Origin of the sequence: Vibrio sp. HB236076 (genome assembly GCF_040957575.1) — a bacterium.
Classification (GTDB): domain Bacteria; phylum Pseudomonadota; class Gammaproteobacteria; order Enterobacterales; family Vibrionaceae; genus Vibrio.
The window spans coordinates 1,028,161-1,052,970 of the sequence record NZ_CP162601.1 but is presented as its reverse complement, the minus strand read 5'-3'; the positions used below and the strand labels follow the sequence as shown (position 1 = coordinate 1,052,970).

Annotated in this window: 24 protein-coding genes; all 24 read right to left on the bottom strand. The window is 46.3% G+C overall.

Going from position 1 to position 24,810, the window contains the following annotated elements; genetic code table 11:
- Nucleotides 1–17: 17 nt before the first annotated feature.
- The 24 genes from flhA to AB0763_RS04570 all read right to left on the bottom strand — a co-directional run bounded on the left by flhA (nt 18) and on the right by AB0763_RS04570 (nt 24,760).
- Complete coding sequence (flhA, locus tag AB0763_RS04685) at nt 18–2,114, bottom strand: flagellar biosynthesis protein FlhA (protein WP_306101399.1); 2,097 nt, start codon at nt 2,112–2,114, stop codon at nt 18–20.
- Between the two features lie 137 nt (nt 2,115–2,251).
- On the bottom strand, nt 2,252–3,382 hold the full coding sequence (gene flhB, locus AB0763_RS04680) for a flagellar biosynthesis protein FlhB (protein WP_306101400.1): 1,131 nt from the start codon (nt 3,380–3,382) through the stop codon (nt 2,252–2,254).
- 11 nt (nt 3,383–3,393) lie between these two features.
- Nucleotides 3,394–4,176, bottom strand: a complete 783-nt coding sequence (gene fliR / locus AB0763_RS04675; RefSeq protein ID WP_306101401.1) for a flagellar biosynthetic protein FliR — start codon at nt 4,174–4,176, stop codon at nt 3,394–3,396.
- Nucleotides 4,176–4,445 carry a flagellar biosynthesis protein FliQ gene (fliQ, locus tag AB0763_RS04670; RefSeq protein WP_306101402.1) on the bottom strand — a complete coding sequence of 90 codons (270 nt, stop codon included), beginning with the start codon at nt 4,443–4,445 and terminating at the stop codon, nt 4,176–4,178. The genes fliR and fliQ overlap by 1 nt, the downstream gene beginning before the upstream one ends.
- Nucleotides 4,446–4,464: 19 nt before the next feature.
- A complete protein-coding gene (gene fliP / locus AB0763_RS04665) occupies nt 4,465–5,313 on the bottom strand; it encodes a flagellar type III secretion system pore protein FliP (RefSeq protein ID WP_306101403.1) in 849 nt (282 codons plus the stop codon).
- Nucleotides 5,303–5,710, bottom strand: coding sequence for a flagellar biosynthetic protein FliO (gene fliO, locus AB0763_RS04660; protein ID WP_306101404.1), 408 nt, complete (start codon nt 5,708–5,710; stop codon nt 5,303–5,305). The genes fliP and fliO overlap by 11 nt, the downstream gene beginning before the upstream one ends.
- Complete coding sequence (gene fliN / locus AB0763_RS04655) at nt 5,710–6,114, bottom strand: flagellar motor switch protein FliN (protein ID WP_306101405.1); 405 nt, start codon at nt 6,112–6,114, stop codon at nt 5,710–5,712. Before fliN ends, fliO begins: the two co-directional genes overlap by 1 nt.
- A gap of 20 nt (nt 6,115–6,134) precedes the next feature.
- The gene (fliM, locus tag AB0763_RS04650) at nt 6,135–7,181 is read right to left on the bottom strand and encodes a flagellar motor switch protein FliM (RefSeq protein ID WP_306101406.1); all 1,047 of its coding nucleotides are present in this window, start codon (nt 7,179–7,181) and stop codon (nt 6,135–6,137) included.
- Between the two features lie 10 nt (nt 7,182–7,191).
- Nucleotides 7,192–7,689 (bottom strand): flagellar basal body-associated protein FliL, encoded by a 498-nt coding sequence (fliL, locus tag AB0763_RS04645; RefSeq protein ID WP_306101407.1) that lies wholly within the window; start codon nt 7,687–7,689, stop codon nt 7,192–7,194.
- Between the two features lie 49 nt (nt 7,690–7,738).
- Nucleotides 7,739–10,027, bottom strand: coding sequence for a flagellar hook-length control protein FliK (locus tag AB0763_RS04640; RefSeq protein WP_306101408.1), 2,289 nt, complete (start codon nt 10,025–10,027; stop codon nt 7,739–7,741).
- Between the two features lie 227 nt (nt 10,028–10,254).
- Entirely contained in the window at nt 10,255–10,692 is a 438-nt protein-coding gene (gene fliJ, locus AB0763_RS04635; protein WP_306101409.1) for a flagellar export protein FliJ, read from the bottom strand.
- Between the two features lie 6 nt (nt 10,693–10,698).
- Nucleotides 10,699–12,018, bottom strand: a complete 1,320-nt coding sequence (gene fliI, locus AB0763_RS04630; protein WP_306101410.1) for a flagellar protein export ATPase FliI — start codon at nt 12,016–12,018, stop codon at nt 10,699–10,701.
- Nucleotides 12,018–12,815, bottom strand: coding sequence for a flagellar assembly protein FliH (fliH, locus tag AB0763_RS04625; RefSeq protein WP_306101411.1), 798 nt, complete (start codon nt 12,813–12,815; stop codon nt 12,018–12,020). The genes fliI and fliH overlap by 1 nt, the downstream gene beginning before the upstream one ends.
- A 43-nt stretch (nt 12,816–12,858) precedes the next feature.
- Nucleotides 12,859–13,917 (bottom strand): flagellar motor switch protein FliG, encoded by a 1,059-nt coding sequence (gene fliG / locus AB0763_RS04620; protein ID WP_306101412.1) that lies wholly within the window; start codon nt 13,915–13,917, stop codon nt 12,859–12,861.
- Complete coding sequence (gene fliF, locus AB0763_RS04615) at nt 13,917–15,653, bottom strand: flagellar basal-body MS-ring/collar protein FliF (RefSeq protein ID WP_306101413.1); 1,737 nt, start codon at nt 15,651–15,653, stop codon at nt 13,917–13,919. The genes fliG and fliF overlap by 1 nt, the downstream gene beginning before the upstream one ends.
- A gap of 14 nt (nt 15,654–15,667) precedes the next feature.
- A complete protein-coding gene (gene fliE / locus AB0763_RS04610) occupies nt 15,668–15,979 on the bottom strand; it encodes a flagellar hook-basal body complex protein FliE (RefSeq protein WP_306101549.1) in 312 nt (103 codons plus the stop codon).
- An 85-nt stretch (nt 15,980–16,064) separates the two neighbouring features.
- The gene (locus AB0763_RS04605; protein WP_306101414.1) at nt 16,065–17,462 is read right to left on the bottom strand and encodes a sigma-54 dependent transcriptional regulator; all 1,398 of its coding nucleotides are present in this window, start codon (nt 17,460–17,462) and stop codon (nt 16,065–16,067) included.
- A 2-nt stretch (nt 17,463–17,464) separates the two neighbouring features.
- Nucleotides 17,465–18,526 carry a PAS domain-containing sensor histidine kinase gene (locus AB0763_RS04600; RefSeq protein WP_306101415.1) on the bottom strand — a complete coding sequence of 354 codons (1,062 nt, stop codon included), beginning with the start codon at nt 18,524–18,526 and terminating at the stop codon, nt 17,465–17,467.
- Between the two features lie 123 nt (nt 18,527–18,649).
- The gene (locus AB0763_RS04595; RefSeq protein ID WP_306101416.1) at nt 18,650–20,101 is read right to left on the bottom strand and encodes a sigma-54 dependent transcriptional regulator; all 1,452 of its coding nucleotides are present in this window, start codon (nt 20,099–20,101) and stop codon (nt 18,650–18,652) included.
- 341 nt (nt 20,102–20,442) lie between these two features.
- A complete protein-coding gene (gene fliS, locus AB0763_RS04590) occupies nt 20,443–20,853 on the bottom strand; it encodes a flagellar export chaperone FliS (protein ID WP_306101417.1) in 411 nt (136 codons plus the stop codon).
- Nucleotides 20,854–20,862: 9 nt separating this feature from the next.
- The gene (locus AB0763_RS04585) at nt 20,863–21,168 is read right to left on the bottom strand and encodes a flagellar protein FliT (protein ID WP_306101418.1); all 306 of its coding nucleotides are present in this window, start codon (nt 21,166–21,168) and stop codon (nt 20,863–20,865) included.
- Nucleotides 21,169–21,174: 6 nt separating this feature from the next.
- On the bottom strand, nt 21,175–22,935 hold the full coding sequence (fliD, locus tag AB0763_RS04580) for a flagellar filament capping protein FliD (protein ID WP_306101419.1): 1,761 nt from the start codon (nt 22,933–22,935) through the stop codon (nt 21,175–21,177).
- Between the two features lie 187 nt (nt 22,936–23,122).
- A complete protein-coding gene (gene flaG / locus AB0763_RS04575; protein ID WP_306101420.1) occupies nt 23,123–23,554 on the bottom strand; it encodes a flagellar protein FlaG in 432 nt (143 codons plus the stop codon).
- 75 nt (nt 23,555–23,629) lie between these two features.
- On the bottom strand, nt 23,630–24,760 hold the full coding sequence (locus AB0763_RS04570; RefSeq protein WP_306101421.1) for a flagellin: 1,131 nt from the start codon (nt 24,758–24,760) through the stop codon (nt 23,630–23,632).
- Nucleotides 24,761–24,810: the final 50 nt, after the last annotated feature.

Here is a 24,810-nt window from a genome sequence, read left to right as displayed (position 1 = left end):
TAACCTACCTGCTCGGGTTAATTACCCACAGCTTGAACAATCCGAATTTGTTTTTCATCGGGTATTTCCTGATATGACAATACCCTGAGGTTTGGAATGGTATTTTTCACAAACTTGGCCAAAGTCGAGCGCAGTACACCTGACGTCAACAAGACTGCAGGCTCTCCTTTGAGCTCTTGTTCTTGCGTTGCTTGGCTTAAGGAAGATTGTAATCTTTCTGCTAAACCGGGCTCGATCCCCGCCGATTCTCCGCCAGAAGCCTGCATGGTTTGATGCAATATTTGTTCCAACTCAGGAATCAGGGTTATAACCGGCAACTCAGGCTCTATACCATTGATTTCTTGTACAATTAATCGCTTAAGCGCAATGCGAACTGCCGCCGTGAGAACGTCAGGTTCTTGACTCTTTGACGAGTACTCCGACAGGCACTGAACAATACTGCGGATGTCTCGAATCGGTATCGCTTCGTGCAGTAAGTTTTGTAGTACCTTCACGACGACCCCTAAAGACAACTGGTCGGGTACAAAGCCCTCGACCAATTTAGGTGCGCTTCTCGAAAGCATATCCAATAAGTTTTGTACTTCTTCATGGCCGAGAAGTTGTGCTGCATTGTTGAGAAGTAGTTGACTAAGGTGAGTCGCCAGCACGGTTGAGGGATCAACAACTGTATAGCCTAGAGCCTGAGCGTGCTCTTTCTGGTCGTGTTTGATCCATACCGCTTCTAGACCAAAGGCCGGGTCTTTGGTTGGCTCACCATCGATCATGCCATACACTTGACCTGGATTGATAGCCAGTTCTTGATCAGCGCGAATTTCTGCCTCACCGACAGCAACTCCCATCAGGGTGATCCGATAACTATTGGGAGTCAACTCCAAGTTATCGCGTATGTGCACCGCAGGAATGAGAAAGCCAAAATCTTGCGATAATTTTTTTCTCACGCCTTTAACGCGTTCTAGTAGTTCGCCACCTTGCTCTCTATCAACGAGTGGGATAAGTCGATAACCCACTTCAAGTCCAATAACATCAACGGGTTGGACATCATCCCATGATAATTCTTTTTGCGATGGGGTTTCCGCGTTTTGCTCTGCGGTGAGTGGCATCGGTTCTTTCTTTTTGCGCTTTTGCTTTTGATCCATCCAATAAGCCATACCGCCAGCCATCAAGGCTAAGGTTAAGAACGCAAAATGTGGCATACCAGGGACAATCCCCATCACCCCTAAAATAGCGGCAGTAATCATGAGTGCTTTGGGGTTGTCGAACAACTGGAACACCAGCTGTTCACCCATGTCTTCATCGGTATTTTGCCGTGTCACCATCATCGCAGCCGCAATCGACAGTAACAGAGATGGGATCTGTGCAACTAAACCATCACCGATGGTTAACAAAGTATAAATTTCTATCGCATCGCCAAAGCCCAAGCCATATTGGGCCATACCAATGCTCAACCCACCGACGATATTAATAAACAGGATCAAAATCCCGGCAATGGCGTCGCCTTTAACAAATTTGGATGCACCGTCCATAGAACCGTAGAAGTCGGCTTCTTTAGTGACTTCGTTACGCCTATCTCTGGCTTGCTCTTGGTCGATCAAACCTGCATTGAGATCGGCATCAATCGCCATTTGTTTACCAGGCAGAGCATCCAAGGTAAAGCGGGCGCTCACTTCAGAAATACGCCCTGCCCCTTTTGTCACAACGACGAAGTTGATGATCATCAGAATCAAAAACACCACCAGACCGACAGCATAGTTACCGCCAATCACGACATTACCGAACGCTTCGATAACATTACCAGCCGCATCACCGCCTTCATGGCCTTTGAGTAACACCACCCGAGTTGAGGCGACATTCAGTGCCAAGCGCAATAAAGTGGCAATCAACAACACCGTTGGAAACGCAGCAAAGTCTAATGGACGGCGCGTGTACACGGTCACCAATAACACCACCATGGCCAAGGCGATATTAAAGGTAAAAAACATATCCAACAAGAATGCTGGCATTGGCAACACCACCATGGCCAACGTGGCCAAAACCATAACTGGCGCACCAATAGCAGGTATCGATTGCTTGGGTAATTTTGACCATTGCTGAGAAAATGGCAGTTTAAACTTCATAGTGGTTCCAAAAAATAAATCACTTTTATAAACAGCGAGTTAGACGAGAGCAATCTAAATCAAAACCCACGTTTACACAAGGGTAAAGTTTCTGTATACGTCAATATTGTGACACTAGTATTGACTAAAAAATAACATTAGTAACGATAATCTGGCGGTATCGGCAAGGCGTAATCACGCAAATTGGGCCGTTGACCACGCTGTTTGCGATACTGTTTTAACTGATAGAGATAAGCAAGAATTTGAGCTACCGCAGTAAACAAGCCTTCGGGTATTTCTTGCTCTAGCTCAGTGGTGTAAAAAAGTGCCCGAGCTAATGGCGCGGCAGGAACAATGTCAATTTGATGCTCACGAGCAATCTCTCGAATTTTTAACGCCATGTGGTCGCTGCCCTTAGCGACCACGATGGGCGCTTTGTCCAAGCTTTGATCATAGCGAAGCGCAACAGAAAAGTGCTCTGGGTTGGTCACGATAACATCCGCTTGCGGGACCTCCGCCATCATTCTTCGCTGTGCAGCCTCGCGCTGTAACATGCGGATCCGCCCTTTGACCTCGGGTTTACCCTCGGTGTCTTTATACTCATCTTTGACTTCTTGCTTGGTCATTTTCAACTGATTATTGTGCTGCCAAATTTGAAATGGGATATCAATAGCGACCACAATTAATAATGAACAGCTTATCAACAATACAAACTGACTCAGTATATCCAAAGCGTGAAATATGTTGCGTGGGTAAACGTCAATCGAGAGTTGGGCGAGATCAAAACGGGACGCTTGAATTAGAAAAAACGCCACCCCAGCCACCAAAGACACTTTGAGTATCGATTTGATCAGTTCTACCCAGCTTTGCATGCCTAACATGCGCTTAAACCCCGACAAGGGATTCATTTTCGACAGCTTAGGTCGCGCGGCTTCAGCAGAAAACTGTATGCCTCCCAGCCCTGCTGCGCCGATCAAAGCAGCAAAAAATAAAACTAACAAAATCAGCAGTAAAGGGCCTATCAACTCCCCCATTGCAGCAAACGCAATATCAAACAGCTTGGATTGATCGAAAATTTCTTCACGAGTTAGGAGGAATAATCGCGACATCACTGCGTATAAGGCTTTGGCAAGTGATTCACCAAACCACATCAAAGCCACAGAGCCAACCACAAGTACAGATACCGATGCCAACTCTTTCGAACGAGCGACCTGCCCTTTGTCTTTCGCTTGCTGCCGCCTTCGGGGGGTGGCTTCTTCTGTTCTTTCCTGACCATCGGATTCCGCCATCCGGTCCTCCCTTAACAGTTAACTCGAGCAATTTGACAAATTTCTTGCTCAGCAAATTGCCAGAAAACCTGATAATGACCATACAAGCCTGAAATCATATACCAACATAACAATAGGCCAACCAGCAACGCAAAAGCAAAACCCAGTGAGAAAATATTGAGCTGGGGCGCAGCGCGGGTCATCACCCCAAAAGATAAGTTAATCGTTAACAACGCGATGATCCCCGACAAAGACATGGTCAAGGCCACTTTGAACATCACCGCTAGCCAACTGGCAATATTGTGAAAATCAGCAGCCACTAACGACTCACCAATAGGCAAGGTGTTAAAACTCATCACGACGAGCTGAATCATTTTGAGGTGACCATCGGTTGCCAAAAAAAACAAGGTCGTCAATAACATAAACAATTGACCCAGTAATGGCGTGCTTTGTCCATTGGAGGGGTCAACCATAGAAGCAAAACCCAAACTGGCCTGCATACCGAGAATTTGGCCAAGAATCACAAAAGTTTGCACAACAAACTGTGTGATCATCCCCATTGCGACGCCAATAATAATTTGTTGAAACAAAATCAAAAAACCATCAAAAGACAACAGAGTAATATCAGAAGGCACCGCGGGAATAGCTGGCATGACGGCAAATGTGATCGCGAGGCTAAGGTAAAGGCGAACGCGAGATGACACAAAGCGCGCCCCAGTAACGGTCATCACCATCAGCATTGACGAAATACGGGTAAAAGGCCAAAAATAGTTGGCTAACCAGTCGAGGATCAGAGTGGCGGGAAATGCTTCCATCAGTACAACACTTGCGGCATTCGCTCAATCAAGCTGTAAAAGTATTCCATCATCATTTGTGTCATCCAATGACCGAAGAAAATTAACGCCAATAACGTGACGACCAAACGCGGTAGAAAGCTTAAAGTTTGTTCATTAATCGACGTCGCCGCTTGGAAAACAGCCACAATCAAGCCCACTAACAAACTCGGGATGATGATCACGCAGACCAGTAACAGGACCATCCACAATGCGTCGCGAAAGAGTTCGACAAATAACTCAGGGGTCATGTAACGCTCCTTTCTTTACTTAGGTGACAAAACTGCCAGCCAAGGTCGACAAAATCAAATTCCAACCGTCAACTAAAACAAACAGCATCAATTTGAAAGGCAATGAGACTATCATTGGCGATAACATCATCATACCCATGGCCATCAACACAGAGGCCACCACTAAATCGATGATCAAAAAAGGCAAGAAAAGCATAAAACCAATTTGAAATGCCGTTTTTAATTCAGAGGTAATAAATGCGGGAATCAACACGGCCATCGACACTTGCTCTGGAGTGTCGACCTCTTGCCCTGACATATTGACAAAGGTTTCGAGATCTTTCACGCGTGTTTGTTTGAGCATAAACGCTTTCATCGGCGCTTGAGCATTGTCAAATGCCTGGCGGGCCGTCACCTGTTCATTGAGATAAGGTTGTACCGCTTGGCGATTGATTTGATCAAACACCGGAGACATAATAAAAAAGGTCAAGAACAGAGCAATCCCGATGATCACTTGGTTGGATGGCGTTTGTTGTAGCCCCATCGCTTGGCGCAAAATCGACATGACAATCACAATACGGGTAAACGACGTCATCAAAATCACCATGGCCGGTAAAAAACCGAGCATGGTCATTAAGGCGAGAATTTGCAGCGTAACTGAGTAATCCTCACTGCCATCGTCGTTGGTGGTAACCGTCAGCGCAGGAATACCACCACTGGTCTGAACTTGACCCACGCCACTATTGCTAATAAACGACGATGATGACACGCTACCATTGGTGACAGTGGTGGTTTGTTCCTCGGTCACAGCAAAAGAAAATGTGCTGTAAAACAACAATAAGGCCGTGTAAATCAGCCCCAACCACGTCTTGAGAATTTTATTTTTCATCTGTTTTGATTCGCTTTGCCAGCAACTGCTGAAACGGGGATGCCGCCGGTCCAGCAGTGGATTCTAATCGCTGTTCCAACTTGGCTATCAGGTGAATATTTTGCGCCGTTACCCCGATGAGAAATTGTTCATCGCCAGCTTCAACAACCGCAATTCGCTCTTTGGTGCCCACAGGGAGTTGACTAATAATTTTTAGCCCATGACGCTGAGTCAAGCCCCCGCCATTTAAGCGTTTAATCCCCCAAGCCAGTATGACAATCAAAGCGATCACCAGTAACAGCGACAACACACTTGAAGCAATCTCTAAACTGGGCCCTTGCCCTTGCTCTGCGGCCATCAAAGGTCGGCTGATAAAGCAAAGCGAAACCACCAGCCCTGCAAGACGATACATACTCATTAGCGCAGCTTTTTAATTCGTTCAGTTTGACTGATGACATCGGTCAAACGAATACCAAATTTATCATTGACGACCACCACCTCACCATGAGCAATTAGCGTCCCGTTGACTAATACGTCCAAGGATTCACCGGCCAAACGGTCGAGTTCGACAACCGAGCCTTGATTGAGTTGTAGCAAGTTGCGAATACTGATTTTTGAACGCCCCACTTCCATAGAAATCGTGACCGGAATATCCATTATGGTGTCGAGCTTTCGACGCTCGTCATCAGTGATAGGTGAAGCGCTGTCCTCTAAATCCTCAAGCGGGGCACTTTGAACGTCATCGTCATTGTTCACCGAAGGATCTTCACCCAAGGCGGCCGCCCACTCGTCAGCCAATTTTTGATCGTCACTAGGTTCCATTTTCGCTCCTCAAAGCATCGTTATTCGTCTTCGTTATTATCTTCAAGTTCGGCCATCATGTCTTTACTCAAAAAAGACAGATCGGTCTTAGCAACTTGGGGCCGCTCGATTTCTTGCGCCACTTGAACCGCCAGTTTATCGCCAGAGCGCCCCATTTTAACCCGATAAGTCGGTAACTCTTCAACAAACATGACCGCGTGTTCAGGCATGTTGATTGGAATAACATCGCCAGGTCTTAACTCCATCAAATCCCTTAAAGACAGGTCTTTCTCAAGTAAGTTGACCCTAAAGTTCACTTGGCAGTCCATGATTTCATCTCGCAGTGCTGAGCTCCAACGCACATCAGTTTCCATCTTATCCGATTGCACCCCCGCATCGAGCAACTCGCGAATTGGCTCTAGCATCGAATAAGGCATCACCATGTGAAAGTCGCCACCGCCACCATCGACTTCAATATGAAATGAGCTGACAACAATCACTTCGGTTGGGCTAACGATATTCGCCATACTCGGGTTGACTTCGGAATCTAAGTACTCAAACTCGACCCCCATCACCGGTGACCAGGCTTCGCGATAATCTTCAAAGACGATTTTGAGCAACAATTGAATAATGCGTCTTTCGGTAGGAGTAAATTCACGGCCTTCAATTTTGGCGTGAAATCGTCCGTCACCACCAAAAAAGTTTTCGACTAAAATGAAGACTAAACGCGCTTCCATCGTCACCAAAGCCGTGCCCTTTAACGGCCGAAATCGCACCATATTCAAGCTGGTAGGCACATACAACGTATTTTGGTACTCACCGAATTTCATCATTTGCACGCCATTGATTGACACTTCAGCTGTCTTTCGCAACATGTTGAACAAGCTGATTCGCATGTGGCGAGCAAAGCGCTCATTAATAAGCTCTAAGGTCGGCATGCGACCGCGTACAATACGGTCTTGGGAAGAAAAGTCGAAACTCACCGCACTTTCATCGGCAACGGTATTGGTTTCTTCTATTTCTTCCTCGACATCATCTACGCCATGTAATAGCGCGTCAATTTCGTCTTGGCTTAATAAATCTGTCACATGTCACCTATTATTGGATTACAAAATCGGTAAACAACACCTTTTCGATAACGGGGCTGCCGATCACTTTGGCTAAGGCCGCTTTAACATCATCAGTGGCACGCTCTCTCAATTCAATACGGCCAGTCGTTGAACGCAATTGCTCAACAGTCGCGGTCGCAAAAGTCGATAACAACGTACTTTCGATCAAAGGTGAGTGGTATTGCGCTTCTTCTTCGTGCTGACTGCCACGCACCATTAATTGGACTTTAATTTGCACCATGCGATCTCGTGTATCCCCCGTCACATTAAAGATAAAGGGCTGGGGAATATTGACATAAACTATGGGCTCTTCCGGTTTGGTGACCTGACTTGCCACTTCCCCTTCTGGGGCGGTACTGGCGTCGTCTTCACCGCCGAGCAAAAAAAAGGCAGCGCCTCCCCCACCGAGCAATAGTACAACCGCAATAATGATGATAAGCATTAATTTACTTTTGCCCTTTGGGGTCTCTTCTTGTTCTTCAGCCATGGTACTCTCTTTTTATTGTCATTAAGTATTCGCGCATCACACTGAGGGATTATGCGTAAAAGCTAACGCCGTTTGCCGATGTCGGTAACGTCACATTGACAACGGATTCATCCTCATTCAATGCGCCCATTTCAGCGCCTTGTTCGTTGTGACTGCCCTGGCCACCTTGTGCCAGACCACCGGAGTTAGACTGCTGTCTGGCCTCCTGCTGCACGCTGGTTTCTCCCAAGCTAACCCCTTGAGAAGACAGCATATCGCGTAAACGTGGCATGGTGTGTTCAATCATATCTCTCGCCTGTGGCGTTGCAACAGTAAAGTGTACGTTAGCGCCATCGGAGTGTAAATTCATCCGAATATGTAAACGCCCAAGCTCTGGCGGGTCTAATCGTATGTCCAAACTTTTTAAGTTTTTCGCCATCATCATCTGAACTTTTTCGTTCAGTTGATCATGAGCCAACTCTCGAGTCATATTCATCGCGGTGAAATCCGTTCTCATCGGTGCCATACTCGATGTCGGCGTTGCTGATAAGCCTTGGTTACTAGAAGAATATCCTGCTGATACCGTGCCAGCCGCAGATTTGTGCTCGGCGCCAGTCACAGAAGACAATTCGTTCATCATCTGTGTTCGTTGACGCTTGAGCACAGTTCGGTCATTGTCTGTGCCTTGGCTGTTGACTGCTGCTCTTTGCGCGATAAACTCATTGAGCATTTTTTCGTTGCTCATAGGCGCAGATTCACCCTTGTCCACACCCAGGTCCCCCCCCACTTGTGGCACAGACGGTGCTGACTTTACTTGCGAGAGTGGGGATGGTGATGTACTCACTGGCACCGGTAATTCATCAGCAGAAACGGCGCCCATGACAGAGGGTCGCACGTCCGTTTGCGCCATCAATGTTTGAGACAATAACTGCTCAGCAACCGCGACTTGGTCGGGCTGTACTAACGGAGAATGAACCAAGGCTTGCAGTAATTGCTGCTGCGTCGGTGATACCGCTTGACCTTGTGCCAAAGACTGAGCGACCTTATCTAATGCCGCATCGGCCTGCTCGCGAGGAATCTCTGTCTTATCTGACGCGCTTTGCATCAACAGATGGGTAAGTTCAAGCGCCAGTTGATCATCATGGTTTAGCGGTTGGTTGGGTGAACTTGAACGCAGTGTTTCTGTCACCGCTTTGCTATCAAGGTCACCAGTTGGCTCGTCTGTCGGCGCATGCCATTGTGCCGCTAAGGCCACTTCATCCGACAACGAGTCGCTCCAATCAATCCCATCTTCGCCATTGGGTATTTCTGCATTGAGCTTAGTCATTGGTTCAACAAATGCCAGGGATGGCGTGCTTATCGGCCCCTCTTCGTGAGTCGTACGAAGACTCGGCATTTGGCTCACAATATCATCGCCGTTTTGCGTTAGTGGCAAATCTTTGCCGCTTTTGTCAAAGAGCGCTTGATGGTATTGGTTTAGCCTTTGTAATAGCGTTTGCCCATCACTCATGGTTTGCTCGGCTTGCATTTTCACTTGTTCATCAATAGGGACGCTGGTAAGGGCGCTAGAGTCAAGTGGCTTGCTTGTTTCAACAATCGGCTGACTGTGGGTCTCTTGTGATAAACGAGCCCCAGACGAAGCCTGAAAATTTGTTTCTACTTCAATTGTTTGTGCGTCTTTTGGTGCGTCTTTTTGTGCTTGGGTGCCTGCGGTGTCATTAACGAAACCCTCAGGTTGTTTCGCCTCGTTCACTGTTTGGATAACGTGCTGTGCGTCGTTGTCGACTGAGTCACTTTTGGCAGCGTGGCGGTCAAGAAAAGGAGAAACCTGACTGTATTGTGCTTCCGTCTCTGCACCTACCACCTCATCAGACTGAGCGGCAGTCTTCGTCTTTTCATCGGCGGTGCGATGAACAGGGGCGGTTGAAAGTGCTTGAGTACCCGCAATGACTTTGCCTTCAAAAGCAACTGAGCTGGTCGATTTTGATGCTGTGTTGACTTCTGTCAAAACTGAATCCGCCTCGTCTTCCTCACCACCGCCTTCAGAGACCGGTGCCGATGGCAACACTAGGCTGTTTTCTTGTTCAGACTCAGACGACTCCAGCAGTGACGTTGACTGCTGGCTATGAGTCGTATCCGCGTTTAGCTCAGCAGAAGGCTTGGATCCCCCTGTTGTCGCTTCAGCTAGGTGCCCTGGCTGCTTCGCTTTTTTTTCGCTTGATTGCGCTTCTATTGCTTCGTTAAATACGCCTTGAAACTGGTGTTTTTCGCTGTTGCTCAGCGAGGCAATTTCACGGTCACCTTGACCAATAGAGGGCTCTTTCGCAGGCTTAGCAGAGGGGGATAAAGATACATTCATAGGCTTTGTCTCAACAAAAACAAGAAAATACAGGCATCATCACTAATACATGGAGAGGTACTTTGTGAAATACAGCTCGACACTTTCAACAACACGCTCACGGTTACAGCGGTTAACTAGCGACTTGTTGGTCACTTAAGTCAATAGCTCACCTAAGCAACTTTGGTTTAACTCAGTCATCATTAACCAAGTAAATAATAATGATGTTAGCAATAATCACGCCATAACTAGAAAAGCGTTTTTCGATACGACAAGGAAGCAAATTCATCCATCAATTTTTGCTCCTTCTTTTGCTCTTGTTTTTTCTTTTCCTGCGCTTTTTTCTCAAGTAACACTTCATAAGAACGTCGCTGCTGACGAACTTGATGCCAGTGTTGCTGAGCAGACTCCACTTGCTGCTTAAAGTGGGTTTCCGCTTGTTTTTGCTTCGTTAACGTGTCATCAAGTTGAGTTAAAAAGCGGTTGAGATGCATAAATTGACTTGCCGTTAATCCCGATTGGCCTTTTTCCACTAATTGTTGACAGTAATCTAAGCGATATTGTTCGATTTGAGCCACTTGCTGATAATAATTGTCGAGTTCAGCGCGAGCTTGAGCAATGGCATTGATTGCCGATTTTTCTTTCGACTGCGCTTGCTCAATTAAAAAATCCAGTGCGTTTTCCATTCCTCATCACCCGCTCAAAATGCTTTTTAACATATTGATACACATATCGTATGGCACCGACTCTTTCATTTGCTGCTGTAAGAAACCGTCCAGTTTGGGCTTGAGCGTAAACGCACTGTCGATCGCGGGATCCGTCCCTGGCTTGTAGGCGCCAATTGAGACTAAGTCTTGGTTTTTACGACATATTGACAGCACCTGGCGCACTGCTTTAGACATCAACATGTGCTCATCGGTGGTAATTTGCGGCATAACTCGGCTCACGGACTTTTCAACATCGATGGCAGGATAATGACCCGCATCAGCCATTTCACGCGATAGCACAATGTGCCCATCTAAGATGGCTCTCGAAGCATCCGCAATCGGATCTTGTAAATCATCGCCTTCGGTCAATACCGTGAAAAATGCGGTGATCGAACCTTGATTTTCACTGCCGTTGCCAGCGCGCTCAACCAAGGCGGGCAACTTGGCAAAAACAGACGGCGGATAACCTTTGGTCGCTGGCGGCTCACCAACCGATAATGCGATCTCTCGTTGTGCTTGCGCGTATCGCGTCAAAGAATCGAGCAGCAGTAACACATCAAGACATTGATCGCGAAAGTATTCAGCGATAGTTAACGCGGTTTGACATCCTTTCAAACGCATGAGAGGAGAAGCGTCTGCAGGCGCGGCAACCACAACCGCTCTTTCTCGCCCATCAACGCCTAAAATTTCTTCGATAAATTCTTTTACCTCTCGCCCACGCTCACCAATCAGACCAACCACCACGACTTGAGCAGTGGTCCCTCGCGTCATCATGCCTAGAGTCACCGACTTACCGACGCCAGAGCCGGCAAAAAGCCCAATCCGCTGCCCTTTACCCACGGTCAATAAACCATTGATGGCTTTAAGCCCGACGTCCAAAGGCTCAGTAATGGGTTTTCGGGCAAGGGGGTTAATCGGCTTCGCATTAAAACTCGCTTTGTTTTCACAAAAAATAGCGCCAAGACCATCAAGCGGCTCACCGCTGCCATCAACCACACGACCGAGTAATCCCATCCCGACAGGAATGCCTGAATCATGAGTCAGTGGCGTCACTTTCGCCCCGGGCAAAATACCTTGAATTTGATCGCTGGGCATGAGAAACAAGCTCTCACCAGAAAAACCCACGACTTCGGCTTCCATTTGACCGTGCATGGTTTCAACCAAGCACACACTACCAATAGGGGCTCGACATCCGGTGGCCTCTAACGTGAGACCAATCACGCGCACCAATTTCCCAGAGACCACTGGGCGCGTGGTAAGGCCCTTGGTTTTATATTGCTTGAGACGTTCTTCTAGAGCCAGCATCAACTCTGATCCTGGAACTGGTTTGTTTCACAAAAGTTTTTTAACACTTGACGAATGCGATCTTCCATCTTGTATTCAATGTGTGAATCGCCAAGCTGAATTTGCACATCACCGCGCTTTAACGCCGGCTCATCGTTTAATTGCCAATGTTTTTGCGCTTGTTGCTGAGTATCGTAGTGTTGTCTTACCAACTCGGCATCTTCAGGGTTGAGACTCAATTGAATCTCATGGCCCGTAATAGGCAATACGTCACACGCCTCTTTTACCGCTTCAAGAATCACTTGCGGATTGCACGTCGCCTCTACGTGCACCACTTCTTTTACCAGCATGAGTACCATCTCAATCAGTTGTTTTTCCACTTGTTGATTCATTAGAGCCAGTGGCTGACTGAACTGATCTGCCAAAGCCGTAAAGGCGTCAACCGTTTGATTGATCTGCTCTTGCGCTTGCTCAAGCCCGTCTTGGTAACCCTGTTCACGTCCTTCCTCTAAGCCTTGGTGATGCCCCTGTTCCTTACCTTTTTCAAAGCCTTGGTTAAACCCAGCTTCTTGCCCTTGGTGCAAGCCTTCTTGATAGGCTCCTTGCTTGATAAGTTCAATCTGCTCTTCGGTTAATTCCAACACCGGCTCTTCAACAGGACTAGGATCAGCAGGCGCCCAACTTGGGTCGTAGTTTAAGGCCGTCTCTCGGGCGCGAGTTTGCTGACCGGCGCCGTAATCTGGCAACCCCCAAGCGGTGGCAGATTGCTCTAAATCATCATGGTTATCAGGGCGAATAAAGCCTCGTTTTCTCGACATTATTTATCCTTATCTGAACACTTTTGTATCTTGTACAAAAAAGTTACAAGAACTCATCTCCGCCACCGGAAAGCATGATTTCACCACTGTCGGCCAGTTTGCGAGCAATGCCCAAAATTTCTTTTTGCGCCGACTCAACATCAGCAACGCGAACAGGGGGCATGGCTTCAATGTCATCGCGCATCATATCCGCTGCGCGTTTAGACATGTTTTTAAACACTTTCTCTCTCAGGGTTTCGTCTGCGCCTTTTAATGCTCGCTGTAGCACGTCTTGAGGAACATCGCGCAACAGCTTTTGTATGCCCTGATCGTCGACTTCGGCTAAGTTTTCAAATACGAACATCAGGTCCTGAATTTGCGTGGCCATGTCTTCATCTTGCTCACGCATTTGCTCCATCAGTATGCCTTCGACACTATTATCCATATAGTTCATGATTTCTGCTGCGGCTTTCAAACCACCAATTTTTGCCGCTTGTGCCCCAGCTTGGCCAGCAAATTGTTTTTCCATAATTTCATTTAACTCAGCCAATGCCGAAGGTTGCACTTCTTCTAGATTGGCAATTCGCATCATTAAATCCAGTCGAACTCGTTCGGGGAATTGTGACAAAATTTCCGCCGACTGATCCGACTCTAAGTAAGAAAGAACAATGGTTTGGATCTGAGGGTGTTCGTTAATGATGATACTGGCCACTTGCCTTGGATCCATCCATTTGAGTGAATCCAACCCCTTAGACCCAGTGCCGAGCAGAATTTGATCGACTAAGTTATTGGCTTTGTCTTCCCCTAATGCCGCAATCAGGGTGTTGCGCATAAAGCCTTCGCTGTCCATACCGATGTTGGTATATTTTTGAATATCTTCCAAAAATGCTCGATGCACGGCGGTCACTTTATCCTGACTGAGATCTTTCGCTCGTGCCATGGCACTACCAACGCGCTGAACCTGCTTAGGCTCTAGGTGACGAATAATACCGGCAGCGTCTTGTTCATTGAGGCTCAGTAAGAGAATCGCCGCCCGCTCTTCGCCGCTAACGGTTGAAATGTCCACCGTTGATACTGCATCAGCCGCAGCTTGCTCGTCTTGCTTTACAATGTCATTCGCCATTAATTCAACATCCAATTTTTAACCACTTGGGCGGCGAGTTCTGGCTCATTAGCAACCAAGGCTCGCACCGCTTTCAACACATCTTCATCCTTGTGAAGGTTTGGCAGATCAATACTCGACCCAAACTCGAAAAGCTCACTGCTTTCAATATCACTACCGATAAGACTCGTCTCTCCATCTTCTCCAAGTGGTAAACCATCAGGGCCATAGAGTGTGTCATCATTATCTTGAGTTGGGTTAAGCAGTTTTTTCATCGCAGGGCGAATCAACACCAACACAATCACAATGATAACCAAAGCACTTGCCAACCATCTCACCCAGTCACCAAACTGTGGGTGATCCCAAATCGGCACATCTTGTGCTTGGGCAACTTCGGGCTCGGCAAATTGCACACTGAGTACATTGAGTAAGTCGCCGCGATTCTGATCATAGCCTATCGCCCCAATCAAAACCTGGCGAATCGAATTGAGTTGTAGCTCGCTCAATGGTGTGTAAGTCACCTCGCCCGTATCGGGATTAACCGATTTCGCTTCCTTAATCGCAACCGCAACCGTCTGGCGCGCTAATACGCCACTTTGTTTACGCTGATGACGAATGGTCGTATCAACTTCAAAGTTTTTGGTCGACTCTTTGCGCACCGAGCCTTGACCGCTGCCGATACCGTCTTTCATTTGCGCGACATCTTGCGGAATAGAAGCATCGGCAGGTGGTTGATTGCTCAACGCTCCCGGCACACCACCAACGCCACTGCCGTTGCTGTAATCTTCGAGCGCATACTCGCTTCGCGTTGCTTGGCTGTCTGGGTTGAAGGTTTTTTGGGTCTGTTCTTGAGTGGTAAAGTCCATTTGTATATCGACTTGAGCGGTATAGTTACCCAGCCCTAAAATTGGGATCAGTACCGAGTCAATTTTCTCTCGTAGTGCTTGCTCTTGACTTCTTTCTAGCTCTTGCTCTTTGCGACGAGCGGCCGACGTCGGATCTTCTGACCCTGAGTTGAGTAACCGGCCGTGTTGGTCGGTCACCGTGACTCGAGAGTTTTTCATGCCGGGAACCGCGCTAGAGACCATGTCGACAATCGAATCAATTTCTTGTTGCTTTAAGTTAGCTCCCGTCGCTAAAGTTAAAAAGACCGAGGCTGACGCTTCTTGGTTGTGACGAACAAACACACTTTGTTTGGGCAAAGCCAATAAGACACGCGCTTTGCGAACTTGCTTCATTTCCTCAATCGCTTGCGCCAGCTGTCGCTCTCTGCTCAGCTTAAGCCTTTCTTGCTCGAGTCGCTGGGAAACGCCAAAGCCCATATCGTTGAGCAAAATGTCATCGCCCTGGGCTGTCTGGCCATTGAGTCCGGCGCGCACCATATCAAGCTTGATACTATTAAACTCATTGGTCTCCACTAAAATCGTGTTGCCATCGAGTTTGTAATCGATTTTTTGTTGATCTAAATGATCGAGGATCGGAATTAATTCTTGCGTTTCATACACGCCCAAAGGACGCATTTCAGGCTCTTTCACCCAAAAGAAAAGCATGACAATTAAAGCAACACAAATGGAGATAGACAGAACCAAAACCACTTGACGAAGAAGGTCTAAATCCCCTACGGCAAAATCGAATTTTGAACTGCTTCGCTCATCAAGCTCTGCATTTGCGTTATTTGAATTGAGATCATCTGTTGTCATTAACGCCGCACTGTCACCTTGCGCCAATGAAAGATCAGTCGATTTTTCTTCTGCCACTCTTACACCTTAAATTAAATTGGCATGTTCATGAGATCCTTATAGGCCTCAACCAATTTATTACGGACCTGAACTGTAGCGTCAAAGGCCACGGAAGCTTTGTTACGGGCAATCATGACATCCGAAAGGGAAACGCTTTGATCACCGCTGTCAAATCGAGTTTGCAAACTACCCGATGTTTTTTGCAATGCATTGACATTATTAATGGCTTTTGACAATAAATTGCCAAAATCTTGACCAACACTGGCCCCGGTTGCAATAGGATTAGAATTCGTTGCTTGTAGCATCATGACTTGCATTTCATTGCTTAAACCATCAACTTTCATCATGGACCTCGTTGTCATCTTTTTGACGTCGCCATTATTTGGCCGTCTGAATAATTAACACAAGCAAAATATATACCGTTATTACTTAGCCTGGAAATTCTATACCAGCATCACGCATTTTTGCCAATTTATAGCGCAAAGTTCTGGGACTAATACCTAATTTCTCAGCCATTTCTTTTCTGCGGCCGTCACAAGCCACTAAGGTTTCAAGAATGATGGCGTATTCTTGCTCGCGCAGTTCGCTGCCCAAGTTCTCACTCGATTTTGATTCTTCTAACGGAGTGGGCGGCGTGGCTAATAACGACTGACTGATCGCATCGCTACTCGCTTTTTCTGGCTCGCCAAATTGCTGCCAGTCCAATCCTTCAAGCAAGATACTACCGGCATCGATACAATCAGATTCAGCCAAAATAAGGGCGCGTTGGATAACATTATCTAACTCGCGCACATTGCCAGGCCAAGGGTGTGCCAGTAACTTCTTAAGCGCATCTTGACCGAGTTTTGGCACCGGCATACCACTTTTGCTGCAATGACGCGACAACAAATGATTCGCCAAAGGCTCAATATCACCAGGGCGATCTTTTAGAGCCGGCCAAGCAATTGGAAAAACGTTCAATCGATAATACAAGTCTTCGCGAAAGTGCCCTTCTTGCACAAATGACTTTAGGTCGCGATTACTGGTTGCTAATACCCTGACATCGAGTTGAATACTTTTGCGACTGCCTAGTCGCTCCACTTCTCGCTCTTGCAGCACTCTTAAAAGCTTAGCTTGTAGATTTAAATCCATCTCACTGATTTCATCGAGTAAAATAGTACCGCCTTGCGCTTGCTCAAACTTGCCAGGACACGCCTGCACCGCACCGGTAAAGGCGCCTTTTTCATAACCAAACAAGGTGGCCTCTAGCATGTTATCGGGGATCGCCGCGCAATTAATCGCAACAAAAGGGCCATCACTGCGCAAAGAGGCATTGTGAATGTAACGCGACAGCACCTCTTTGCCCGAACCACTTGGCCCTAACACCATAACACTGGCATCGGTTTTCGCGACTTTGTCGGCAAGTTTAAGTAGCTTAATACTCTGCTCATCGGCCACAACGGTTTCGCTATTTTCTGCACTTTGCGCTGGTACATATCGACTGACCATATTCAGTAACACTTCCGGCGCGAACGGTTTGGCCATGTAATCAATCGCGCCTTCTTTCATTGCCGCGACAGCATCCTCGATATTGGCGTAAGCCGTCATAAGCAAGACGGGCAAATTTGGCCAGTGTTGTTTAATCGTTCTCAACAGGGCTAATCCCCCCATACCGGCCATTTGTACATCGGTAATCACGATGTCGACACTGTGTTTTTTTAATTGCAACAACGCACTCTCAGCACTGTCAGCTTCAATCCATTGATAACCTGCTATCATTAAGGTATCTACTAAGGCCTCACGCAAGCCTTCATCGTCTTCAACGATCAATACTGTATTTTGAGCCATGTTTATTTCTCTCCTTTATCCATTGTCGCCAAATTTGGGGCCGATGAATTTGCCGCTAATTCGGTTTGCAAGGGTATACACATTGTAAAACAAGCCCCCTCTTCAGCGTGTGACTCAATCTCTAACCGACCATCATGAGCTCGGCAAACCATTTGCACGACAGCAAGGCCTAACCCCGTCCCTTGAGAGCGAGTGGTAAAGAAAGGTTCAAGGATTTTATCTTTAATCTCTGGGGCAATACCGGGGCCATTGTCTTGCACCGATATTTTCAGTTCACCTTTTACTGGGCGAAAAAACACTTCTATTTGTGCCTCTTTACCGACGATTTGAATGGCATTCATAATCAAATTACTCAGCGCAGAAGCGATTGCATTGGCATTTCCCACTAATTGCGTCTCTTGCGCCTCTATTTCTTCGTAATAATCCACCTGATGATTCTTTAACGCGGTTTCTACCATAGGTCGGTATTCGCTGATCAACTCGCCTAAAGTGAAAGGTCGTATTACTTTGTTATCGCCCCCTTTGGCAAACAACAACATATCATTCACTTGTTTTTCTAAGTCATTCAATCTATCGATAAGTTTAGTTTGAAAGCGTTGTCTCATCTCGCTATTTAACGTTTTCGACGCCAAATTTGAGGCATAGAGCATAGCGCTAGACAAAGGCGTTCTCACTTGATGTGCCAATGAGGCGACCATTCTGCCTAAAGAGGACAAGCGTTGTAAATCACTGACTCTGGATTGAAGCAGTCGCGTTTCCGTCAAATCGGTGATTAAGATCAACTGACCCGTCGGCGAAGCCGAGATGGCTAACTTTACCTTACGGCCATTTTTTAGTGACACTTCATGGCCGTCGTCTTCTCGGGGATCAAAGGCCGCTTGAATTACAGAAAACCACTTTTCACCGATTAACTGAACCCCAAGTAATCTTTGCGCTTCTGGGTTTGCTTCTTGTACTTCACCCTGAGTATCCAGCAAGATGACCCCTGCTGGCATGACATCGAGGACTTGCTGATAACGAGAGACTTGGGATTCCAAGCTATCAATATAGGCTTGCTCACTCATCGAATACTGATACCTTTTGTCTATGACAGAAAAACAACAATAGCTTGACATGCAATTTACACGCCAAGCTATTTTTTATATTTATCAATAAGTTATGAACAGTCGTTTTTTTGACAATATCAACTACCGCTGCATTTGGTATTTTTTCATCTTTTCCACTAGCGTCGTTCTTCGCATGCCTAACATGTCCGCGGCTCTAGCCACTACGCCCTCTTGGGCATCAAGAGCTTGATTGATCATATCCACTTCTAACTTGGCGAGCATCTCTTTCAAGTTCACTCCTTCTGCAGGTAACATGGAGACGGTGCTATCACTCTCTGCTTCCTCAAAACAAAAGTCTTCAGAAAAAATATCGTCGAGCGCATCGCGTTCTAATTCGCTGACGGTCACTTGAGAATGCTCTTCTGGCTGAAATTCAGGAATATCAGAGTAGCGATATTTCGTGGGTAGATGGTTGACGTCAATTAACATGTTGGGATACAAGATCATCATTCTTTCAACCAAATTGGCAAGCTCTCTTACATTGCCCGGCCAATGGTGCTCTTGCAATGAATTTATCGCCCGCAAAGTGAAGCAAACTGGCGCTGCCCCTTGAGACTCTAAACGGGTCGTTAGCTCTTGGATCAGCAAAGGAATGTCTTCTTTACGCGCCTTTAATGATGGCATTTCAATCGGAAACACATTTAGGCGATAAAATAGATCTTCGCGAAACTTCTCTTGCTCGATCATTTGTTCTAAGTCGCGATGTGTTGCCGCCACTAAACGAACATTAACCTTGATCGTCTCATTACCGCCCACGCGCTCAAAACTTCGCTCTTGCAATACCCGCAGCAGTTTTACTTGCATCTGCATCGGCATATCACCAATTTCATCAAGGAAAATGGTGCCGCCCTCTGCCAATTCAAATCGCCCTTTTCTGGTCGTTAGAGCCCCAGTAAAGGCCCCTTTTTCATGACCAAACAACTCGCTTTCTAACAGATCAGCAGGAATGGCACCACAGTTTATCGGCACAAAGGGTCCATCGCGATATTGAGAGTGAAAGTGCAAGTTTCTCGCAACGACTTCTTTACCGGTACCTGATTCACCGAGAATCAGTACGCTGGCGTCTTTTTGCGAAACCTGTTCGATTAAATAGCGTACGTGTTGGACTTCGGCACTTTGTCCAACTAAGCTGCGAAAGAGAGTATTTTTACGCGAACCGGCTTGCTCTAAGCCGCCACATCGCCCTAAAAATTCACGACAATGGCGAATGGCATCACTTAATTGAGGGAAATTAAGCGGGTATTTTAATTCGCCGATGAAATTGGGCAGTTGTGAAACCCCTGCAGGCACCGGACGGAAACACAATAACGGGATGTGATTTGCGTTGTCGATAAGAGTGACGACATCCTCTATTTTTGAGGCGTGAATTGTCCCTAATATGCAGCCTGTCCACTGGTACTGCCAATCGATTTGATAACAAGATTGGCTGTCGACAACCTCACAATTCTCCCCAATGAATTCAAGAATGTGATTGAGATAAAGACGCTGCTCTGGATCATCTTCAATAATGAGTATTTTTGCCAAACCTTGCATAAATGAACAATGTTGCCCTTGGTAAATTATGATCTTTAATGAATACCAATCTCGCTAAATGGTCAGTGACTAAAGCGCTTTAAAACTCGATAACGGCATTGAGATAAATCCCGGATAGAAAGACTAAAACGCAATGTCCGTCTCGCTATCAAGCTTTTTCTCTGCGCTCACCTTAACCCTAGACTTCATTAGATTAGTATAAGAAATGTTCTCAAACTATAGTAAAAGCGTCTTACAATAAAAAAAGCCATTAAAACTAATGGCTTTATTCTATTGGAATTTCAAAATATGGCAACTTTACATTACACCACTGTGACATAAAGTGAAGAATCGCAAAATATTTATATTCCCACTTGTGAAGCGGTCAAATTGTGATACTCATTAGGGATTTGATCCCAGGCTGATTTTATTTCTCGCAAAATTTCAACCACATCGTCTAATGCTTGTGCATCGTTTTTGTGGTTTGCGTTGGTAATTTGCGTGATCATAAACTCGTATAACTGATCTAAGTTTTGAGCGATATCACCACCGTCGTCCATCGATAAACACCCGCGCAAAGCAATAACAATATCCAAGGCTTTGCCTAACCTTTCGCCTTTCACTGAAATATTGCCTGCTAGCATCGCTGCTTTACCTTGAATAATTCGCTCAATTGCACCAGCCATCAACATTTGTATCACTTTGTGTGGCGATGCTGCACTAAGCTGACTATCCACTGATACTTTTTTATAAGCTTGTAAAGAACCGCGCATAAAAACCTCTTATTTAAACTGTTGGTATTGCTGGACCGAGCGTTTTCCGTATTGTAACCGATTCAAATCGTCAGAAGCTTTTTTCGTTTCTGCCTTCATAAATTCAGTAATACACTTTGTCATGTCCATGAGCTCAATCGTTTTTGGGTGTTGAGCTAAGCGAGCATCCGCCTTGATTTCAAGGATGAACTCTTGCAATAACTGATCCCTTGTATCGACTAATTGATGAATTTCTTCAGCTATAATCGAATTATTTTTTAGCATGGCCAAAATCTCGTGATCTATGTCACGCAATTTAGCTAACAATAACGACATGATGCTTTACCCTAATGCATTTTGCAGCGCACTTAATTGGCCTTGCATTTTACTGGTCGCATCTTGCATGGCGGTGAACTTATCATGAGTGCGCTGCTCTAAACTTTCCATTCGTTTATCTAAACGCGTCTGATCATCTGCCATTTGCCGGTTTTGTTCAGTCAGTGTTTGTTCCCGCGTTCGTATCGAGCCTGTCACTCCAGTCAAACCATGAATCGCGTCTTCCACTCGCTTGGCAAACCCGTTGCGACCGCCAAAAAAGTCTTCTAACTCAGTAAAATGGTTGTTAATTTGACGGTCAAGCATAGCATAATTAATTTCTAAGGTACCCTGACGGGTCGTCGTGACCCCTAGTTCAGTCAGACTTTTCATCTCTTCTGGAGCTTGTTCTATTTGAGTAGAGAACACGCTTTTTAAACGCGAGTCTGCGCCTCTTACTGTGCTGTCACCACTCAAAGGGCCTTTTTCACCAGTGATACTATTAACCCCGGTTAACGCTTTCGCCGTTTGATAAAACTGATTATAAGATGCGACAAATTGTTCGATGTCGCTTCGTACGCTATTTCGGTCGTATTCCACCCCAATTTCAGTACCTGGTTGGCCTTCTTTGCTCACCCCTTTAAGAGTTAAACTGACCCCTTCAACGGCATTTTCTATAATATTGTTACTGCTCGACAACTCGGCAACGCCATCAAGGCGAACTTTGGCGTCTTGTGCTGCTTGCACTTCTACCATGCCGCGGTAGTTCTTTACCGATTGTTGTGCTTTTCTCAACGCCTCTCTTGACGATTCAATGTCATTTAGCCTTTGTTTATCCGCTTCAGACAAGTTCTCTTTGGCAAGATCGCTGGCCTTTTCCGCGCTAATTTCACCACGGGCAACGCGATCGGCAAGCGCTTGTTTTTCCTCGGCAACTTTTTGCTCGATCTGGGCTTTTTGCTGGGCTAACTCAGTTTGAGATTGATACGAGTCGAGTAACGTACCCGATGCGGTTTCCGTCCACCCCGGTATATTGTCTGCCGGGTCAAGAGAACGCATTTTTTCAGCCGCTTGCTGCTCGTTGTTTTTTTCATCGTCTTCGTTGCCATCCGAAGACAACAACTCACTGGCCTGCTGCTGAGCATCGGCTAAAGCAGTTTGGCGCTCTGCGATGGTATGGTATGAAAAATAATGGAGCGGATCATCGTCTTTGGCATCCACATCAACGCGAATGCGTTGATCTTCACCAGAGACATTAGAAGATAAAATGAGACGTGGCCCTTGCGTGTCGTTAATGATTGACGCTCTCACACCCGGGTTATCGCGCACGGCGTTTATGGTCCGTACCACATCCGTCAATTTGGTATTACTGCGAACATTAATTGAAAAATCTTTCTCGCCAAGGGAAATGGTCATTTTCCCCGGGCCAAACTTGGCGTCTTCTGGCAATGCCTGAGACGCCACTTTATGACTTTGAGCCAGTTGCAACACATCAATTGTGTATTGACCGGCAATTGCATCCGTGGTTGCGGTCGCAGTGACAATGGTATCATCATTGGTATCCACTTTTCGCACCGCAAAGGCTTTGTCTTGGCGAAATTGTGACATCAGATTTTTCATTGTATCAAGCGACTCACGCAGCTTGCCATAAGCACTAATACTCGATTGAACTTGTTGGCGACTGGCGTCAATTTGCTGCTGCTTGGGTAAACGTTCAGCGTCCACCACTTTTTTTACCATTGCATTGACATCCATGCCACCAGCCATTCCGATCGAGCCTATGCTCATGTCATTCCTCCCACCTTTGCGTGTACCTGTGCGATTGAGTATAGGCCTGACACTAACAACAAGACAAATGCGCAAAGACAACCATGGCAAAGAACAGATTAACTAAAAAGTCTCACTGTCATTATCCATACTTGCCAAGCGCATTGGTCCTATTGTTGCCTGGTTAGGCAATACGCGTTCGTGTTCACTAAACGGTATCATCTAACAAGCCTGTGTTAGCGCTATAATCGGCTAATCGATTCAACGTTTCTAACATTTCCTTATCGGGTATTTGACGAATGACATCACCAGTTTTGGTCTCGTAAATCGTCACAATATCTCGACCTGAGTCTTCATCTACTTTAAAAGCAACGCCACGATTGATGTTTGAAATAAACTCATTCATTTTTTCAACCATTTTTTCACGCTGCTCTTTGTTGATCTGCCCCCTTGCTTCAGCAAGTTCGGAGGCAGCTTCAACCGGGTGAAGTGTGTCAGTAGCTTCAGCCTTGTTTATTTGGCTATTTGCCCTCACCTCAGGTGGCGAAAGGTTTGCAGCACCATTCTTTTCATAAGCAACTTTAGTGCCATTATTTAAGCCATAAGGCTGGATGTTCGATGCGTTGGATGATATCTCCATAACTATCTCCCTCCTACCTTCTGCTGTCTTCAATACTTATAACAGCAAATTCAAGACAACTCTATCAGGCGATAGTTAGCCTAACAAACTCAACGCTGCCGAAGGCGATTGTTTCGCTTGAGCTAAAATCGACGTACTGGCCTGCTGCAGGATTTGCGATTTGGTCATTGCTGTCGTTTCTTTAGCAAAGTCGGTATCTTTAATACGACTCTTAGAAGCGTTTACATTTTCATTGATGTTTTCTAGGTTGTTTATCGCGTGATTAAAGCGGTTTTGGAAGGCACCTAATGATGCACGTTGGCTATCAACCGCTTTTAACGCGCCATCAATGACAGCGACCGCTTCTTGCGAACCACCCACACTGGTTACATCAATGTCTTTGACTGTCACACTTTGGCCATCACCCATGTCTAACTCGCCCGCTAAAGCGCCGCCAAACTCGACTTCACCATCGACTTTCTGTGAAGAAGCGAATACTTGCAAACGACCTTCATCATCCACAGACGCTTTAACATCATCGCTTTGACCATTGATATAGGTCGCGAGTTCTTCGATATCATCACCTTGTTTGGCGTTGATTGATAGCTCGACTTCTTCACCTTGCTTGTTGGTGTAACTCATAGTGAACTCGGTGTTATCACCCACAGTCCAATCTGCCGCTTGGCCTTCTTCTGCTTTGTAAGATGTGCCACCCATATTCGCAGTATCGGAGCGCATGTTACCCAAAGACAAAGACACGGCTTCACCGGAGTCAGCACCAATTTGGAATGCTTGTGTACCGTAAGTGCCGTTAAGCAATTTGTTACCACCAAAAGACGTCGTCTCTGCAATTCGGTTTAGTTCATCGTTCAGTGCGGTCACTTCTTCTTGAATGGCAACCCGCTCAGAATGTGAGTTCGAACCGTTGGCCGATTGCAATGACAGATCACGCATACGCTGTAAGATTGTCGTGCTTTCGTCCATGGCACCTTCTGCGGTTTGCGCAATTGAGATACCGTCGTTCGCGTTTTTAACCGCCATATCCAAACCATTGCTCTGCGATGTCAAACGGTTTGAAATTTGTAGACCCGCAGCATCGTCTTTTGCGCTGTTGATCTTGTAACCCGAAGACAATCGCTCCATCGATTTTTGCTGACTGTCTGCGGCTTGGTTGAGATAACGCTGCGCCGTCATTGCTGACACATTGGTGTTTACATTAATCGCCATATAAGATCTCCTTTGGCTGGGTATTGTGCCTTAAAGATGTCTCTCACCTC